The organism is Janthinobacterium sp. BCJ23 (genome assembly GCF_059617945.1).
Genome location: NZ_JCAQAW010000002.1, coordinates 201,663 through 216,201 on the forward strand (window position 1 = coordinate 201,663; position 14,539 = coordinate 216,201).

A 14,539-nucleotide genomic window follows, 5' to 3' on the forward strand; every position below is an offset into this window, starting at 1 on the left:
CCGGGTTAACGACAAATGAGAATGAGAATCATGTTCAGTTCTATGAAGAAATGGCTCGTGTGCTATCCGCTCGTGGCCGCCAGCCTGTTGCTGGCCGGTGGCGCGCAGGCACAAACAACCGATCCCGGCGCCGGCGCCAAGCAGTTGTGGCAATTGATTGATTACGTTGCCGTCGATTACAGCGGCGCCGTCGAGCACGGCAAGGTGGTCAGCGAGGCCGAATACGCGGAAATGCTCGATTTCACGGACAACGCGACGACGCAGATCGCCGCCCTGCCCGCCCACGCCTCGCAAGCGGCCATTGCCGCCGCCATCGCCGACCTGCGCAAAGCCGTCGTCGCCAAGGGGGACGGCGTGGAAGTCAAGCGCCTGGCGCACCATGCGAACGGCTTGCTGATTGCCGCCTACCCGATACCCGTGGCGCCGAAAGTGCTGCCCAACCTGGCGCGCGGCGCGGCCCTGTATGCGGCCCAGTGCGCTTCTTGCCACGGCGTGGCCGGTGGCGGCGATGGTCCGCTGGCAGCCAGCCTGGAACCGAAACCGATCGCCTTCACGGATGGCGAACGGGCGCAGTCGCGCAGCCTGATGGCGCTGTACCAGGTCATTTCGCAAGGCGTGGCCGGCACGTCGATGGCCAGTTTCGGCCAGCTGTCCGAAAACGAGCGCTGGGACCTGGCTTTCTATATCGGCGGCATGTCGCACGATGCGGCGGCCAGCGCGCACGGTGAAAAGCTGTGGCAGGACGATCCACGGGCCAAGAAGCTGTACGCGGACTTGGCCGCCGTGACGACCCTGACGCAGGAAGCCGTTGCCGCCAAGCTGGGCGCGGACGAGGCCAAAGCGCTGACGGCGTATCTGCGCAACCATGCCGGCAAGGCCGAAGCGCACAAGCCGGCCGGCCTGGCCCTGTCGCGTCTGCGCCTGGCCGAAAGCCTGGCCGCCATGCACGCGGGCGACCGCGCGAACGCCACGCGCCTGGGCCTGTCGGCCTACCTGGACGGTTTCGAGCCGATCGAGCCGATGGTCGGCGCGCGCAACAAATCCCTGCTGCTGGCCGTGGAAAACGCCATGCTGGCCTACCGCTCCGCCGTGGCGAAGGGCACGGTAGCCGACGCCGAAGCGGCCGGTGAAAAACTGCAGCAACTGTTTACCCACGTGGAAGCGGAACTGGGCGACGCCAAGGCCGACCCGATGACCACCTTTATCGGCGCGCTGACGATCTTGCTGCGCGAAGGCGTGGAAGCGCTGCTGATCGTGATCGGCATCATCGCCTTCCTGCGCAAGGCCAAGCGCCACGACGTGCTCGCCTACGTGCATGCGGGCTGGGCCAGCGCGCTGGTGGCGGGCGGCCTGACGTGGGTGGCGGCGACGTATCTGGTGACCATCAGCGGCGCCAGCCGGGAAGTGAGCGAAGGTCTCGGTTCCGTATTCGCGGCCCTGGTCCTGCTCAGCGTGGGCTTGTGGATGCACCAGAAGAGCAGCGCCGGGCGCTGGCAGGAATACCTGCACGAGAAACTCACGGCCGCGATGAGCCGGCGCTCCGCCTGGGGCCTGTTCGCCCTGGCCTTCATCGCCGTCTACCGCGAAGTCTTTGAAACCGTGCTGTTCTATTCCGCCCTGGCGGCGGACGGCAATGGCGGCGCCCTGCTGGGCGGCTTCCTCGTGGCCATCGTGCTGCTGGTCGTGATCGCCTGGGCCTTGCTGCGCACGAGCGCCCGCATGCCGATCGGCAAGTTCTTCTCGTGGACGTCCGCCTTCGTGGCCGTGCTGGCCGTGATTTTGATGGGCAAAGGCGTGGCAGCGCTGCAGGAAGCGGGCTGGGTCGGCGTCACCCCAGTCGATTTCGTGCGCATCGACCTGCTGGGCATCCTGCCGACCATGGAAACCCTGCTCGCGCAGGCAGCCATCGTGGCCATCATCATCGCCGGCTATGGCTGGAACCGCGTTTCGGCAGGCAAGCGCAAGCTGGCCTGATCCTGAAATGCTGGCGTAGGCAGAGCCCACATGGCGCTGCCTACGCCTGGTGGATCGGTGCGAACGACTGGGCAAACAGATCGGGCTGATAATCGGCGGCACTGAACAGGTGTCCACACGATTCGTCGATCGCGGCGCGCAGTTTTGCCTGATCCACGCCCAGCACGACGCCACCGCGTTTGCGCACGCGCCCGCCAATGATGACGGTATCGATATTGCTGCGTTCAGCCGCATGCACGACGGTACCGATGGCGTTGTTGACAGGATATACATTGAGGTCGCCCGTGCGTATCAGCACCAGGTCGGCCTGCTTGCTTGGCCTCAAACTGCCGATGCGCTGTTCCAGTCCTGCCACCGCGGCGCCGTCTATCGTGGCGGCTTCCAGCAAGCGGAAGGCATCGGTGGGCGCCGCCGCATGGCGATGCCCCTGGCGATGTCCCATCACCCGCTGCAGGTAGAACGCCACGCGCATTTCCATGAACATGTCGCCGCTATACGAAGTCTCGTTGTCGACACTGAGGCCGGGGCGTATGCCGTGCTGGTGCGCCGCCTGCCAGGCGTTCATGCCATCCTCGATACCGTAGTGGGCATCCGAACGCGGGCATACATTGACGCGCACGCCCGCCTCGCGCAAGATGCGCCAGCCCGAATCCGGCAGGCAGGTGCAGTGGTTGAAGATATTGTCGCTGCCAAGCAGCCCCTGCCGGTGCAAGCCCTCCAGCTCGTCCGCCATGCCAGCGCCAAAAAACTCGGTCACGATGGGAATACCCAGTTTACGGGCGACGGCCCACTGCTCCGGTTCCAGCTGCGCCATCATGGCCAGCGTCACCAGGCTGTCGGGATTCGTAAAATACTTGGCTTGCAGGCGCGCCAGGTTGCCTGGCCAATGCGCCTTGTCCCACTCGCCCGAGACGGGCGCCCCCGAGGCGTGCACGGCGCGGATGCCCGCATCGAGCAGCGCTTCGACTGCCGCGTCGGCGTGCGCCCCCGTGCGGCTGTTATGGGAATTGTCGATCACGGTCGTGATGCCGGCATCGATGGCGCCCAGGGCCGTGAGCAGGTTGCCCACGTAGATGTCGCGCGGCCGGTAGTATTTGGCGAACGAGAAATGCGTGGCGTTGCAATAGTCCTCGAGCGTTGCCGCATTCGGGTTGATGCGGCGCAGCTGGCCTTCCCAGGCATGGCGGTGGGTGTCGACCATGCCGGGAATGGCGATCATCTGCGCGGCATCGATGACTTCGGCGCCGTCGGCTTGCAGATGCTGGCCGATGGCGGCGATTGCCCCATCGACAATCAGGATATCGCCCTTGGGCACATTGCCGACACTGCCATCCATGCTGATGATGGTGGCGCCTTTGATCAGCATCTTGCGGGGTGCCGGGGCCAGTGGCGCCAGTAGTTGATCTTGTTCAGACATGCTTGATTCCTGTTGTAGCTAATGAGTTGCACGCAGTCTAATGCAGGCAAACCTGCGGAAAAAGTAGCGCAGTGTGTTTTCAGCATGCAGAAAATCCGAATAATGTTGGGTTATAGTGCCGTTTCCCCTACTGCGACGAAGACAAGACATGGACCGCGTACAAGCAATGCAGGTATTCCTTCGCGTGGTCGAGAGCAGGAGTTTCGTGCGCGCGGCGCAGACCCTGGCTTTGCCCGCATCGTCGGTGACCGCCATCATCAAGCGGCTGGAAAAGCATTTGCAGACGCGCCTGCTGCACCGCTCCACCAGGAACCTCAGCCTGACACCGGAAGGCGAGCGCTACTTCCACCGCTGCCGCGAGATCCTCGATCTGATCGCCGATACCGAAGCGAGCCTGCAAGGCGCTAGCGAGCGCCCGCAGGGACGCTTGCGCGTCGATATGCCTGGCGGCATTGCCCATGCCGTGATCCTGCCCCAGTTGGCGCAATTCCAGCAGCGCTACCCCGACATCTACCTGATGATCGGCGTCAATGACCGCCAGGTGGACTTGATACAGGAAGGCGTCGATTGCGTGATCCGCACCGGCAGCCTGGAAGACTCGACCCTGGTCGCGCGCCGCCTGGGCGAGCTGCGCTGGATCACCTGCGCGGCGCCGTCCTACCTGGCCGAACACGGTGTTCCCGCAACCCTCGAGGATTTGCCGGGACACCGGGCCGTCCACTACTTTTTCAGCACCATGCGGCGCGGCAACGACCTGCATTTCATCGAAGACGGCACCAGCATCGCCATTCCCGTCCCCGGCACGGTCGCCGTCAACGAGACGGAGCTGTACATCGAGCTGGGCCTGGCCGGCCATGGCTTGATGCAGCTGGCCGAGATCCTCGTAAGCGACCAGTTGCAGGCAGGGGCACTGGTCGAGGTGCTGGCCGACAGGCGGCCGGCGCCCGTGCCCGTATCGCTGCTCTACCCGCATCAGCGCTTTCTCTCCCCGGCGATGCGGGCGTTCACCGACTGGACGGCCGGGCTGTTCTGAGCGCCTCGCGTGCACGCTGTTGAAAACTGCGATATGATGACCGTCATGCAGAACTCACCGAACAAACCGGCGGCGCAAAGCCGCAAGGAAGCCACCCACGAACGCATCGTCGAGGTGGCCACGCGCGCCATCCGCCGCAGCGGCTATGCGGGCACGGGCGTGGCCGACATCATGAAGGAAGCGGGCCTGACGCACGGCGGCTTCTATGCGCACTTCGCCTCGCGCGACGCGCTGCTGGCCGAAGCGGGCGACCGTGCGGGCGCCGAAGCGGTGGCGCTGGCGGCCAGGGTGGCGGCCGCCGCCCCGCCTGGCCAGGCGCTGCAGGCCATGCTGGCCGCGTATCTGTCACCCGAACACATCGCCGCCATCGAGGTGGGCTGCCCCGTGTCGGCGCTGGGCTCGGAAATGCCGCGCCAGGCACCCGAGGTGCGGCGCGCCGCCACCATCCATATCAAGGAAATGATCGACCTGTTCGCGCGCCAGTTGCCGAACTGGGGCCAGCCCGAAGCGCATGCGCAAGCGATGGCGACCGTGTGCGCCATGATCGGCACCACCATTCTCGCGCGCGCCGTGGACGAGCCGGCCCTGTCGGACGCGCTGTGCGCGGCCACCCTGGCGCAGTTTCAGACACCCAGCTAATTGCCCTGCCCGGGACCTTGATCTGTCCCGGGCTTTTTTTGAAACAACAATATGATGATCGTCATATACCATATCCAACGCTGTCAACCCCTGAAGGAATTGCCATGAACAACAAGAAGATTGCCCTCGTCACCGGCGCCTCGTCCGGCATCGGCGCGGCCACGGCCCGGCGCCTGGCGCAAGCGGGCTACACGGTGTACGGCACCAGCCGCCGCGGCGGACAAGCGGCCGCAGCCGGCCATGCGATGCTGGCGCTCGACGTCACCAGCGACTCTTCCGTCGCTGCCGCCGTGGCAGAGGTAATCCAGCGCGAAGGCCGCATCGACCTGCTGGTGAATAACGCCGGTTTCGGCGTGGCCCCGGGTGGCGCAGAGGAAAGCAGCGTGGCGCAGGCGCAAGCCATCTTCGACACGAATTTCTATGGTGTGCTGCGCATGACCCTGGCCGTGCTGCCGCACATGCGGGCCCAAGGTGGCGGGCGCATCCTCAATATCGGTTCCGTCCTGGGCTTTTTGCCCATGCCTTACGGCGCGCTGTATTCCGCCACCAAGCACGCGATCGAGGGCTACACTGAATCGCTCGACCATGAGGTGCGCGGCTGGGGCATCCGCGCCAGCGTCATCGAACCGGCCTACACGAAAACCACGTTCGAAGCCAATCTGCTGGCGCCCGATACGCCGCTGTCCGCCTACCGGCAAGTGAGCGCGGCCATCACCAGCCGGCTGCAAACGCTGATGGCCGGCGCCGACGACCCGGCCATCGTGGCCGACACCATCCTGGCGGCGGCGCAGGCAAGCAAGCCCAAGCTGCGCTACACGGCGGGGCCGCTGGCGGCGCGCTTGCGCCTGATGCGCCGTTTCATGCCGGCCGCGCTGCTGGATGCCGGCTTGCGCAAGGACCTGCGCCTGGCCTGAGCGCCGGCGCCTTTTCAGTCTTCAGAGAGAACATCATGCAAGCATTGCAACTCAAACAATACGGCGGCCTCGATTATGCGGCGTTTGCGGAACTGCCCCGCCCCACGCCCGGCCCCGGCGAATTGCTGGTGCGGGTGCACGCCGTGGGCCTGAACCCCATCGACAACCTGATCCCCAAGGGCGACTTCAAGCCGATCTTGAGAACGCGCTTGCCGGCCACCCTGGGCAGCGACCTGGCCGGCGTGGTCGTGGCCGTGGGCAGCGGCGTCACGCGTTTTACAGTCGGCGACGCCGTGTATGCGAGCATTTTCGACACGCCGCACGGCAGCCTGGCCGAATTTGCCATCGTGCCCGAACAGGCGGCCGCGCTGAAACCGGCCAACCTCGATTTCGTGCAGGCGGCGTCGATTCCCATGGTGGGCCTGACGGCGTGGCAAGCGATGCATGAGCGCATGCAACTGAAGCCGGGCCAGAAAGTGTTCATCCCGGCCGGTTCCGGCGGCATCGGCACGTTCGCCATCCAGCTGGCCAAGCACCTGGGCGCCCGCGTGGGCACGACCACCAGCACGGCGAACGTGGAACTGGTGCGCGGCCTGGGCGCCGATGACATCATCGACTACAAGAAACAGCCGTTCGAGGACGTGCTGCGCGATTACGACGCCGTGCTGGGCACGGTGCGCGGCAACGGCCTGGAAAAAGCCTTGCACATCGTCAAGCCCGGCAGCCGCGTCGTTTCGCTGGTCGGCCCGCCGGACGCCGCCTTTGCCCGCGCGCGCGGCATGAACGTGGTGCTGAAACTGGTGTTTGGTTTGCTCAGCCGCAAGATCATCGGCCTGGCGCGGCGGCGCGGCGCCAGCTATGCCTTCCACTTCGTGCGCCCCGACGGCGGCCAGCTGGCGCAGATCGCCGCCCTGATCGAGGCGGGAAGCATCCGCCCCGTCATCGACAGTGTGTTTCCTTTTCTTGAGGCGAAACAGGCGCTGGCTTACCTGGCGCAGGGCCGTGCACGGGGCAAGGTGGTGGTGCAGCTGCCCGTGTCCTGAGGCGTATCTGGCCTGCTTTCCACGCCGTGACCATGACTGTGACTATGTGTGAGTTTTGCGTTGGCAATTTGCTCCATACTCGTTGTCAACCCTGTGCCAATTGATACCGGTCAACCTCCATAAAGGTAGCTCATGCGCGTTTTCCCGGAATGCTGCTGGCTCGCTATCACCCTCGTGGCCGGCATGGTCCACGCCGCCGAACCGGGCGTCACCGATACGCACATCCGTCTGGGCATGGTCAATGCACAAACGGGCGCGGCCTCGGGGCTGGGGAAAGCCATGCTCGACGGCGCAACGGCCGTGTTCCAGGAAGCGAACCAGCGCGGCGGCATCCATGGCCGCAGCATCGAGCTGGTGGTCGCCGATGACGGCTACGATCCGGACCGCGCCATCAGCGAAACGCTCAGGCTGGTAGAGGAAAAACAGGTGTTCGCGCTGTTCGGCAACGTAGGCACGCCCACGACCAACGCCGTCATACCGATCGTCCAGGAAATGAAGGTGCCGCTGGTGGGCGCGTTTACGGGCGCGATGACCTTGCGCCGCCCCGTGGTGCATGAAATCATCAACTTCCGCGCCAGTTATGACGATGAGTCCGATGCCCTGGTGCAGTATTTCGCCAGCCGGGGCGTCAAGCGCTTTGGCGTGCTGTACCAGGATGACGGTTTCGGCAACGCCGTGCTCGACGGCACCGTGCGGGCCCTGCAACGGCGCGGCCTGGAACTCGTCGCCAAGGGTTCGTTCCAGCGCGGCACCACGGCCGTCAAGGCGGGACTGGCGGCCCTGATCGGACACGACCTGCAAGCGGTGGTCATGGCCGGCCCCTACACGCCGGTGGCGGCGTTCGTGCGCGAAGCCAGCCAGGCGGGGTTGAAGGCGGCCCTGTCCACGGTATCGTTTGTCGGCACGGACAGCCTGCTGCAACTGCTGGGCAAGGAAGGCAACAACATCGTCATTTCGCAGGTGGTGCCCCTGCCGGACGACCGCCAGCTGCCGATCGCCGCCGACTGCGCCGCGCTGCTGGCCAGGCATGTGCCGGTGGCCACGCTGTCTTTCGTCAGTTTCGAAGGCTGCATCTCGGCCACCCTGATGGTGGCGGCGCTGCGCCGCACGGGCGCGGACCTCACGCGCGAGCGCCTGATCCAGAGCTTCGAATCGTTCGACCGGCTCGATCTGGGCGGCATGCGGGTGACGCTGCGTCCCGACAACCACCAGGCGTCGACGGCCGTTTTCCTGACCCGCATCGCCGACGGCAAGATCGTGCCGGCGGACCCGGGGCCTGGCGCGAAGTGATGCGCACCCACTTTTCCAGCCCGCCCTGGAGCCAGGCATGAAAATCAGGACCAAGCTGATCATCAGTACCAGCGTCCTGCTGGCCGGCGTGGCGGCCATGGCGGCGGCCAGCCTGCTGCTGGTGAAAGGCATCGAAACCCATGTGCATGGCTTGACCGACCGGACCGTGCCGCTGTACACGGACGTCTTGCGCCTGCGCTACACCGTGCAGGACATGGCGTCGGACTTTTTTGAGCTGGGCAAGGCGGAAGACCTGGCGCAGCTGGAACAGGTGTCGGACAAGATCGTCGCCAATATCCAGGCCGCCGAGAGCATCCGCAATGAATTGCGGCGCCACGGCGAGCCGCAGGCGGCCCGCTATCACGCGGCCTTCGAACAGGAATTCCAGCGCATGCGCGTCGCCGTGCGCAAGCGCCTGGAAAACGAGGCCTACTACAAGGCGCAGGCGATGGAGATGGGCCGGGTCCTGGCGCAGATCAAGGCCGCCGCCAAGGCCGCGCGCGGCAAGATCCGCTTGGTCGACAGCCAGGCCCAGGCCACGGCAGCCGAAGTGCAGCTGCAAAGCCAGCGCCTGAACGAGAACGCGCGCTACCTGACCGACTTGCGCAAGAGCATCCTCGACATGCAGATTGCGCTGGCCGAAACGGAGGCCGTGAAGAACCGCTTCCGCATCGCACCCTTGCGCGAACGGCTGACGGCGGCCGTCGCCCATCTGCAGGGAAGCGGCGAGCGCGACATCAGCCCCGCCCAGCAGGCGCTGCGAACGACACTGCTGGCCACGGCGCGCCAGATGCTCGATCCCGCCGCCGGCTTGCTGGCCTTGCGCGCCGGGCTGCTGGCCGAGGCCGGCGCCAGCGCGGCGCAGCAGGTGCACTATGCCGCGCTCAAGGAGCAAGTCAGCGCCACCCTGGCCACCGCTCTCCTGCGCCTGGCCGAGGAACTCGATCCCATCGAACTGCAGCTGGCCATCGGACGCGACCGGTTGGCGCAGGCCAACCGCTACATGCGCACCTCGGCCCGCATCGAGGACGCCAGCGGCGAAATCAACCTGGCTGTCGACGCCATCAGCATCGACGTGGGCGAAGTCATGCTCGCCACGGCCGCTGGCGACGTCAAGCGCCTGGGCGCCGATATCGCGCTGCACATCGGCGCACTGCACCGCGACATGGGCACCATGCAGACCTTGCTGCAAAGCATAGGCCAGCTGGGCTTGCTGGCCGAAACACGCAGCGTCGACACCTACCTGGACGCGGTGGAACGGTCAGGACAGCGGCTGGTGCAAGCCAAGGGCAGCGTGCTGGACAGCCAGGCGGCGCTGGGCGAGGCCATCAACCACGTACGCGCCTTCGAACGCGAACAGGCCGCCCATTCCGCGCAGCAGGTGGCGCGCATCACGGGGCAGCAGCAGGATGCCGTGACCCAGGTGCGCGATGGCGTGCGCCATGCCTTCATGCTGATCCTCGGCATCGCGCTGGTGCTGCTGCTGGCCTGCGTGGCCATCACGGGACTGATCAGCGCATCCATCGCCAGGCCGCTGGCGCACCTGTCCCATGCGATTGCCCATATCCGCGGCGGCAAGCCGCTGTCGGTGCGCGTGGCGCAGCATGGCAGCGATGAACTGGGGCAATTGATCAAGGGCTTCAACGGCATGCTCGAGCACGTGGAACAGCGCGACCTGGCGCTCAAGCAGGCCAAGGCCGAGGCCGACGCCGCCAACCGCGCCAAGTCGGAATTCCTGGCCAAGATGAGCCACGAGATCCGCACGCCGATGAATGGCGTGCTGGGCATGACGGAATTGCTGCAGCGCACGGAACTGAGCCCCAAGCAGCAGCGCTTCGTGCACACGGTGCACCGCTCGGGCGAAAGCCTGCTCAGCATCATCGACGACATCCTCGACTTTTCCAAGATCGAGGCGGGCAAGCTGGTGCTCGAACATATCCCGTTCGACCTGCGCCAGGTGATCGACGATGTCGTGGCGCTGTTTGCCAACGGCATCCAGCGCAAGGCCATCGAATTTACCTGCCGCATCGCCTCCGACGTGCCGCAGCACGTGCGCGGCGACCCTGTGCGGCTGCGCCAGATCCTCACCAACCTGCTCAATAACGCCACCAAGTTCACGGAACGGGGCGAGATTTCCGTCGATGTCAGCTGCCCCGCCGCCGGCCAGATCCGCCTGGAAGTGCGCGACACGGGCATCGGCATGGCGCCGGAAGCGGCAGCGGCCGTCTTCCAGCCGTTCCGCCAGGCCGACAGCACCACTTCGCGCAAATACGGCGGCACGGGACTGGGCCTGGCCATCATCAAGCAGCTGGTGGAAATGATGGGTGGCAACATTGTGCTGAAATCCGTGGCGGGCCAGGGTTCCAGCTTCGCCGTCACCATCGCCGTGGGCATCGTGGCGCCCGAAGACGCGCCGCCGGCGGCGCCGCGCGTGTCGCTGGCCGCCTTGAACGTGCTGATCGTCGACGACCATGCCACCAACCGCAGCATCCTGCTGCAGCACGCGATCGAGTGGCAGATGGCCGCCGCCAGCGCCGCCGACGGCGCCGAAGCGCTGGACCTGCTGCAAGCCGCGCTGCGCGGCGGGCGCCCGTTCGACCTGGCCATCATCGACATGCGCATGCCCGTCATGGATGGCGCCGAGCTGGTGCGCGCGATCAAGGCCGACGCCGGCATGGCGGCCCTGAAAATTATCATGCTCAGTTCGCTGGACGCCTCGGCCGAGCTGCGCCAGCTGACGGCGCTGGGCGTGGAATACTGCCTGACCAAGCCCGTGCGGGCGATGGAACTGCGCCACTGCATCGAAGCTGTCTGCGGCTACGGCACCCTGGCGCCAACGAGTGCTGCCATGCCTGCCCTGCCCGCTCCAGCGGACACCGCGAACGCAGGCCAGGCGCCGCTGCGCATGCTGCTGGTGGAAGACAATGCGATCAACCAGGAAATCGCCCTGGCCATGCTGGAAGACAGCGGCTACGAAGCGACGCCGGCCGACAACGGCGCGCGCGCGCTGGCCCTGTGGGAGCGCTACCCGTTCGACGTGATCCTGATGGATTGCCAGATGCCGGAAATGGATGGTTTTGAAGCGACCCGGCGCTTGCGCCGCATGGAAAGCAAGCAAGGCCGCAGCCGCACGCCCATCATTGCCCTGACGGCCAATGCCATCCTCGGCGACCGCGAACTGTGCCTGGACGCAGGCATGGACGACTACCTGGCCAAGCCGTACACGCGCGCCGCGCTGCTGGAAGTCCTGGCCCGCTGGCGTCCGTCGCCTGCCGCGCCGTCGGCAGCGGAGTCGGTGGAGACGGTGGAGACGGTGAAGACGACAGAGACAGCGCCCGGCGCCATCCTCGACGCCGCCGCCCTGCAAAACCTGCGCGCCATGCGGCGTCCCGGCCGTCCCGACGTGCTGGGGCGCATCATCGACCTGTTCTACAGCGACGCCCCGCGCCTGCTGGGCCAGCTGGAAGTGGCCGCCGAAGCCAGCGATGCCGCGGCCCTGCAGCTGGCGGCGCATACGCTCAAGTCGAGCTGCGCCAACGTGGGCGCGCTGGGCTTGTCGGCCACCTGCCGTGAAATCGAACAATACGCGCGCGGTAATGACGTCGGCAGCGCACTGCACCATATCCGCGGCATCCAGCAAGAGCTCGACCGTGTCCTCGCTGCCCTGGCCATTGAGAAGGAAGCCATATGAATACCGCACTGTCCCCGCAAGCACTGGTCCTGGTGGTCGACGACGACACCATGACGCGTATCCTCGTGACGGAAGCGCTGGAGCCGGAAGGCTTCCGCATCGAGGAAGCGGCCAGCGGCCTGGAAGCGCTGGCCGCCTTCCAGCGCGGCGTGCCCGACCTGATCCTGCTCGACGTCGCCATGCCCGGCATGAGCGGCTTCGAATGCTGCCAGCAGCTGCGCCGTCTGCCCGGCGGCGCGCACGTGCCCATCGTCGTGCTGACCGGCAACGACGACGACGACTCCATCAAGCAGGCGCTGGAAGCGGGCGCCAGCGATTTCATTTCCAAGCCGATGCAATGGCGGCTGCTGGCGCACCGGCTGCGCTACCTGCTGCGGGCCAGCAGCGCGCTCACCGAATTGAGCCGTATCCAGGAAAGCCTCAACCACGCGCAGGCGCTGGCCCGCCTCGGCAACTGGGAATACCGGATCGCCGGCGGCGACGGCTACTGGTCGCCGGAGCTGTTGCGCATCCTGGGCCTGGATGCCGATGCGGGCCCCACCAGCTTCGACCGCCTGCTGCAGTGCCTGCCGGAAGACCAGCGGCCCCTGCTGCTCGATGCCTTCATGGAGCTGCATGCGAGCGGCACCAGCTATGGCCTCGAACACAAGGTGCTGCGGCCGGACGGCGGCGAGTGCATCGTCTTTCACCAGGCCGAAGCCGTGCGCGAAGGCCGCGAAGTGCTCTTGATGCGCGGTACCGTGCAGGACATCACGGACCGCAAGCTGCAGGAATTGCGCATTGAATACCTGGCCAACCACGACGCGCTGACGGACTTGTCCAACAGGCAATTGCTGAACGACCGCATCGGCCAGGCCATCGCCCATGCCCGCCGCACCCGCTTGCACCTGGCCACCCTGATGATGGACCTCGACCGTTTCAAGTTCGTCAACGACAGCTATGGCCACCCCGTGGGCGACGCGCTGCTGCGGGAAGTGGCCCGCAGGCTGAAGCTGGCCGTGCGCGAGGGCGACACCGTGGCCCGCCAGGGCGGCGACGAGTTCGTCATCCTGCTGACCGACCTGCCCGACATCGAGACGGCCGAACAGATCGTGAAAAAGGTGCTGGCGGTGTTCTCCGATCCTTTCGTCCTGGGCGAACATACGCTGCACGTCAGCACCAGCATCGGCGCCAGCGTGTTTCCATCCGACGGCGACAGCGGCGACATGCTGCTCAAGACGGCCGATGCGGCCCTCTACAGCGCCAAGGACAAGGGCCGCAACGGCTACCAGTTCTACAATCACAAGATGGGCGTGCTGGTGGAAGAGCGGGCCGAAATCGAACATGCGCTGCACCAGGCGCTGGCGCTGGGCGAGCTGGAATTGCACTACCAGCCCAAGGTCGACCTTACCAGCGGCAAGATCTATGGCATGGAAGCGCTGCTGCGCTGGCGCCGCGACGGCATCGGCCTGGTGCCGCCGGACCGCTTCATCCCCCTGGCCGAGGAAACGGGCATGATCGTGCCCATCGGCGAATGGGTGCTGCGCACGGCGTGCGCGCAACTGGGCGTCTGGCATGCCTACGGCTTTACGCACCTGACGATAGCCGTCAACGTGTCGGCGCGCCAGTTCCGCCAGGTCGACATGCCGCAACTGGTGCGCGAAGTGCTGGCCGACAGCGGCGTGCCGGCCCACTGCCTGGAGCTGGAGCTGACGGAAAGCGTGCTGATGCAGAACCGCGACCTCGTGGTGAAGGCGCTGGAAGAATTGAAGGAAATCGGCGTGACCTTGTCGCTGGACGACTTCGGCACCGGCTATTCGAGCCTGTCCTACCTCAAGCAGTTCCCCATCGACGTCGTCAAGATCGATCAATCGTTCATCCGCGACGTGACCGACAGCGTGGATGGCGCGTCGCTGACCCGCTCCATCATCGCCATGGCCAAGTCGCTGCACATGACGACGGTGGCCGAGGGCGTGGAAACGGAGGGACAATTGGGATTTCTCAATACCAACCAGTGCGACGCCATGCAGGGCTATTATTTCAGCCGCCCGCTGCCCGGCGCCGAGATGGATCTGATGTTGCATGCGGGCACCCATTTGCCGCCCGACAGCTGCCATGCCGAAACGCCGCAGCGCGTGCTGCTGCTGGTGGACGACGAAGAGCACATCCTGTCCGCCCTGCGCCGCTCGCTGCGCAAGGAGGGTTACCAGATACTCAGCACCAGCAAGCCGCAGGAAGCGCTGGAACTGGTGGCCGCCCATGCCGTGGGCGTGATCCTCACGGATGCGCGCATGCCGGGCATGTCCGGCAATGAGCTCTTGCGCCGCATCAAGGGTATCTATCCGGAAATCGTGCGCGTGATGCTGTCCGGCTACCCGGAACTGCATTCGGTCACGGCGGCCATCAATGAAGGCTCGGTGTACAAGTTCATCACCAAGCCCTGGGACGAGACCTTGCTGAAAGACCATTTGCGCGAAGCCTTCGTGCGCTTCGAATCGGGCGTCCAGCGGCCACCGGTCGGCCCGCATGGTATCGAGATCAGCAACCGTGCCGCCTAGC

General features: G+C 65.9%; 9 protein-coding genes. 8 read left to right on the top strand and 1 reads right to left on the bottom strand.

Annotated elements, in window-relative coordinates; genetic code table 11:
- Positions 1-30: 30 nt before the first annotated feature.
- On the top strand, positions 31-1,974 hold the full coding sequence (locus AC54AG_RS06945) for an FTR1 family protein (protein WP_496629854.1): 1,944 nt from the start codon (positions 31-33) through the stop codon (positions 1,972-1,974).
- A 40-nt stretch (positions 1,975-2,014) separates the two neighbouring features.
- Here the strand turns inward: AC54AG_RS06945 and AC54AG_RS06950 are convergent, their stop codons facing one another.
- The gene (locus AC54AG_RS06950; RefSeq protein ID WP_496629855.1) at positions 2,015-3,391 is read right to left on the bottom strand and encodes an amidohydrolase family protein; all 1,377 of its coding nucleotides are present in this window, start codon (positions 3,389-3,391) and stop codon (positions 2,015-2,017) included.
- 148 nt (positions 3,392-3,539) lie between these two features.
- On the opposite strand from AC54AG_RS06950, the gene AC54AG_RS06955 reads away from it, so the two are divergent.
- From AC54AG_RS06955 to AC54AG_RS06985, 7 genes are all read left to right on the top strand, one after another.
- A complete protein-coding gene (locus tag AC54AG_RS06955) occupies positions 3,540-4,424 on the top strand; it encodes a LysR family transcriptional regulator (protein WP_496629856.1) in 885 nt (294 codons plus the stop codon).
- Between the two features lie 33 nt (positions 4,425-4,457).
- Positions 4,458-5,063, top strand: coding sequence for a TetR/AcrR family transcriptional regulator (locus AC54AG_RS06960; RefSeq protein ID WP_219329040.1), 606 nt, complete (start codon positions 4,458-4,460; stop codon positions 5,061-5,063).
- A 104-nt stretch (positions 5,064-5,167) separates the two neighbouring features.
- A complete protein-coding gene (locus AC54AG_RS06965) occupies positions 5,168-5,977 on the top strand; it encodes an oxidoreductase (protein WP_331776590.1) in 810 nt (269 codons plus the stop codon).
- Positions 5,978-6,012: 35 nt separating this feature from the next.
- Positions 6,013-7,020 carry an NADP-dependent oxidoreductase gene (locus tag AC54AG_RS06970; RefSeq protein ID WP_496629857.1) on the top strand — a complete coding sequence of 336 codons (1,008 nt, stop codon included), beginning with the start codon at positions 6,013-6,015 and terminating at the stop codon, positions 7,018-7,020.
- A 132-nt stretch (positions 7,021-7,152) separates the two neighbouring features.
- Entirely contained in the window at positions 7,153-8,310 is a 1,158-nt protein-coding gene (locus AC54AG_RS06975) for an ABC transporter substrate-binding protein (protein WP_496629858.1), read from the top strand.
- Positions 8,311-8,347: 37 nt separating this feature from the next.
- Positions 8,348-12,001 (top strand): response regulator, encoded by a 3,654-nt coding sequence (locus AC54AG_RS06980; protein ID WP_496629859.1) that lies wholly within the window; start codon positions 8,348-8,350, stop codon positions 11,999-12,001.
- The gene (locus tag AC54AG_RS06985) at positions 11,998-14,538 is read left to right on the top strand and encodes an EAL domain-containing protein (RefSeq protein WP_496629860.1); all 2,541 of its coding nucleotides are present in this window, start codon (positions 11,998-12,000) and stop codon (positions 14,536-14,538) included. Before AC54AG_RS06980 ends, AC54AG_RS06985 begins: the two co-directional genes overlap by 4 nt.
- Position 14,539: the final 1 nt, after the last annotated feature.

What these genes read in the sequence shown, in the direction of transcription:
- AC54AG_RS06945 (WP_496629854.1), top strand. Translation starts at nt 31, where the DNA reads ATGTTCAGTTCTATGAAGAAATGGCTCGTGTGCTATCCGCTCGTGGCC.
- AC54AG_RS06950 (WP_496629855.1), bottom strand. Translation starts at nt 3,391, where the DNA reads ATGTCTGAACAAGATCAACTACTGGCGCCACTGGCCCCGGCACCCCGC.
- AC54AG_RS06955 (WP_496629856.1), top strand. Translation starts at nt 3,540, where the DNA reads ATGGACCGCGTACAAGCAATGCAGGTATTCCTTCGCGTGGTCGAGAGC.
- AC54AG_RS06960 (WP_219329040.1), top strand. Translation starts at nt 4,458, where the DNA reads ATGATGACCGTCATGCAGAACTCACCGAACAAACCGGCGGCGCAAAGC.
- AC54AG_RS06965 (WP_331776590.1), top strand. Translation starts at nt 5,168, where the DNA reads ATGAACAACAAGAAGATTGCCCTCGTCACCGGCGCCTCGTCCGGCATC.
- AC54AG_RS06970 (WP_496629857.1), top strand. Translation starts at nt 6,013, where the DNA reads ATGCAAGCATTGCAACTCAAACAATACGGCGGCCTCGATTATGCGGCG.
- AC54AG_RS06975 (WP_496629858.1), top strand. Translation starts at nt 7,153, where the DNA reads ATGCGCGTTTTCCCGGAATGCTGCTGGCTCGCTATCACCCTCGTGGCC.
- AC54AG_RS06980 (WP_496629859.1), top strand. Translation starts at nt 8,348, where the DNA reads ATGAAAATCAGGACCAAGCTGATCATCAGTACCAGCGTCCTGCTGGCC.
- AC54AG_RS06985 (WP_496629860.1), top strand. Translation starts at nt 11,998, where the DNA reads ATGAATACCGCACTGTCCCCGCAAGCACTGGTCCTGGTGGTCGACGAC.